The 2,941-nt window shown below is 67.3% G+C and carries 2 protein-coding genes and 1 pseudogene; 2 read left to right on the forward strand and 1 reads right to left on the reverse strand.

The window, feature by feature from the left end; genetic code table 11:
- The first annotated feature begins 477 nt into the window (after positions 1-477).
- Both D7W82_RS39080 and D7W82_RS39085 read left to right on the forward strand, forming a co-directional pair.
- Positions 478-1,122 (forward strand): hypothetical protein, encoded by a 645-nt coding sequence (locus D7W82_RS39080; RefSeq protein ID WP_120623108.1) that lies wholly within the window; start codon positions 478-480, stop codon positions 1,120-1,122.
- Positions 1,123-1,262: 140 nt separating this feature from the next.
- Positions 1,263-2,138, forward strand: a complete 876-nt coding sequence (locus D7W82_RS39085) for a DUF5694 domain-containing protein (protein ID WP_120623109.1) — start codon at positions 1,263-1,265, stop codon at positions 2,136-2,138.
- A gap of 49 nt (positions 2,139-2,187) precedes the next feature.
- Here D7W82_RS39085 and D7W82_RS39090 read toward each other — a convergent pair.
- Positions 2,188-2,823 (reverse strand): annotated as a pseudogene (locus D7W82_RS39090) (IS30 family transposase); the annotation flags it as partial.
- Positions 2,824-2,941: the final 118 nt, after the last annotated feature.

A 2,941-nucleotide genomic window follows, 5' to 3' on the forward strand; every position in this document is an offset into this window, starting at 1 on the left:
GGCTGCTCCTGGGGGCCGCAGCCGGCGCCTCCCACGAGGGTGAGTCCGAGCACCGTCGACACGAGCCATTTCTGCATCTGCATGGTGAATGTACTTTCGTTGAGGAACGCCTGAGGACAGGCGCTTCGCGCGGCCGCGCCAGCGAAGAGGGGGCGAGTTGGGGAACGGCGGCCACCGGGCCCAGCCCGCGGCGACACGTCGTCGCGCACGGCGGGAACCCCGGTCCGCCCTTCATACGTAGGACCCTCGAAACGCTGGTTGTGCGGCCCCCCTGAAAGCAGCCCCGATGCGCCTTGCTGGAAGGTTCTTCCCCGCACGCCAACACGCACCTTCACGCCAACGACAGGCAGGGCGTGGAACGGCTGTGCCGCTACGGGGCGCGTAGCGCGCTGAGGCAGGAGCGCTTGCCGCAAGCGGAGGACGGCCGCATCGCCTCAGGACGTCCAGGCACTGCGGGACGGCGTCTCCGCGGGCGACGTGTTCAACCTCGCCGGCTCGGTGGTGTCGCTGGCGGGCGACATCGCCGGCTTCGTCCCGGTGGCGGGGACCGCGGGCGACGTGGTGGCCACGGTCGCGGGAGAGGCGCTCCGCGCGGTGGGCAGCTTCCTGAACGGCGACCTGGGCCCCGACCTCGAGGACTTCTCCGTGGACGAGGTGACCGACATCCTCCAGGACACGCTCGGCCTCTCGGAAGCCGAGGTGCAGTTGCTATTGGGGGGCACGAGCAGCGGCTACGGGAAGCGGATGCAGGCGCTGGGCCTGGCGCCACTGCAGATCCGCGAGCTGCTCACCCAGACGGAGCCGCCGCTGTTCGCCTTCTCCGACGACCTCGGGAGCTACGAGCCGAAGGGCGACGCCCGATTCCTCTTCGAGACGCTCGCCGCGTTTGGCATGAGCGGGGACGCGGCGTTCGAGTTCATCCAGGAGTACGGCGACGCGCTGTCGGCGTTCGAGCAGGTCGACCAGTACGCCCTCCCGGAGTCGTCGCTGGGGGCCGCGATCTCCAGCGGCGACTTCGCCGCCTTCCGCGAGGAGGCGCTGCGGCTGCTACCGGATGACATCGCCGAGGAACTAGAGCCCTACCTGGACGCGACACCGAACACCGAATTCTTCGAGGCCTGAGGCTCGAAGGGGCGGCGCAGGATGAGGGCCCGGCCCGGGGCGCAACGGTCTTCACGCGCCTGGTGCCTCGGAGTGCAATCAAGCCGGGCGTGGCGCGTAGCGGGGACAGCCGTCATCCCCCCGTTACCCCAGAACCTCCCATGTCCCAGATTCCGAAGCGCCTGCTCTGGTTGTGCCTGCTGGGCCCGCTGCTCGCCTGTGCGTCCGCGCCGGTCCCGAAGCCCGAAGCCTCCGAGAAGAGCCCGCCTGACTTCTTCGGCGCGAAGGAGCCGAAGTCCCGGCTGATGATGCTGGGGACGTTCCACTTCGAGGACGCGGGGCTGGACGAGTACAAGCCCCAGCACCGGCTGGACGTGCTCTCTCCGGAGCGGCAGCGCGAGGTCGAGGCCCTGGTGGAAGCGCTGGCGAAGTTCCAGCCGACGCGCATCACCGTGGAGGTGAACGTCCCCCAGCAGGACAAGCTGGATGCCCAGTACCAGGACTATGTGGCAGGCCGCGCCGGGCTGACGGCGAATGAGGTCGACCAGGTGGGCTTCCGGCTGGCGAAGAAGCTGGGGCACCCGAAGGTCTACGCCATCGACTCGGCCCCGCATCAGGTGCTCGACCAACTGTACTACGCGGTGGATGAAAAGCAGGTCGCGACGCTCGACCCGAAGTGGCAGGCGCGTTTCACCCAGCTCTACACGCATGACGACGAGCTGAAGACGCGTCAGTCGCTCATCGACCACCTGCGCTACGTGAACTCACCGGAGCGCATCCGCCAGGGGCACGGCGCGTACTCCATCGCCCACTTCAAGGTGGACGGAGAGGACGGCTACCTCGGCGTGGACCTGCGGACGGCCTGGTACAACCGCAACCTGCGAATCTTCCGCAACCTCCAGCGGCTCATGTCCGCACCAGAGGAGCGCGTCCTGCTCATCATCGGCGCGGGCCACCTGCCCATCCTCCAATTCGTCGCCGAGACCTCCCCCGAATACGAGCTCGTTGACGTGCGGGACTACCTGCGCGCGCAATGAGGGCCATTTGCTCTGTTGCGATTCTTGGTGGGCATGGCCAGGGGCAGTCTCAAGCGGTTGTCGCAACAGCTGACGCGAACACTTCGGCAGGTGTTCGCCATGCAAGCGTTTGACGCGGGCGCCCATTGAGTTCATGCGCGATGGCGTCGAGTTGCTTGCCGGAGAAGGCGCTCAGGTCTACCCCTTTGGGGAGGTACTGGCGCAGGAGACCGTTGGTGTTTTCGTTGCTGCCGCGCTGCCAGGAACTGTGCGGGTCGCAGAAGTAGACTTGTACCTGGGTGTCGATGGTGAAGTGTGCATGCTCGGCCATCTCCTTGCCCTGGTCCCACATGAGCGAGCGGCGCAGGTGCTCGGGCAGCCGCTGAATCTGCACTGTCAGGGCCTCGCGGACACGCTCTGCCGTCCGGCCGTGCGGCAACTCAAGCAACATCAAGTAGCGGCTGTTGCGCTCCACGAGGGTGCCGACAGCGGATTTGCCGGCCTTGCCGATGATGAGGTCCCCTTCCCAGTGGCCCACGACGGCGCGGTCCTCGGATTCCGGCGGCCTCTGGCTGAGCATCACTATAGCGCGCGACTGTCCGCCCACGTCGTTGCGCTTGCTGGGCCGACGCTGGGTCCGGCCCGTACGCAAGCAGGCGGCGAACTCTTTGCATAGCGCGCCTCGCATCTGCACTAATACTACCCGGTCACTTGAAGGCGGGTGGCAGGCGTGATCTACGGTCGGGATGACACCCGCGCAGCTCAAGAAGCTGGACGAGGCACTGGGCGCCTACCTTGAGGAGATGGTCGCCGGCATGGGGCGA

This window comes from Corallococcus sp. CA049B (assembly GCF_003611685.1).
Classification (GTDB): Bacteria; Myxococcota; Myxococcia; order Myxococcales; family Myxococcaceae; genus Corallococcus; species Corallococcus coralloides.

Excerpts from the sequence above, each read along its gene's own strand:
- D7W82_RS39085 (WP_120623109.1), top strand. The coding sequence starts at position 1,263 with ATGTCCCAGATTCCGAAGCGCCTGCTCTGGTTGTGCCTGCTGGGCCCG.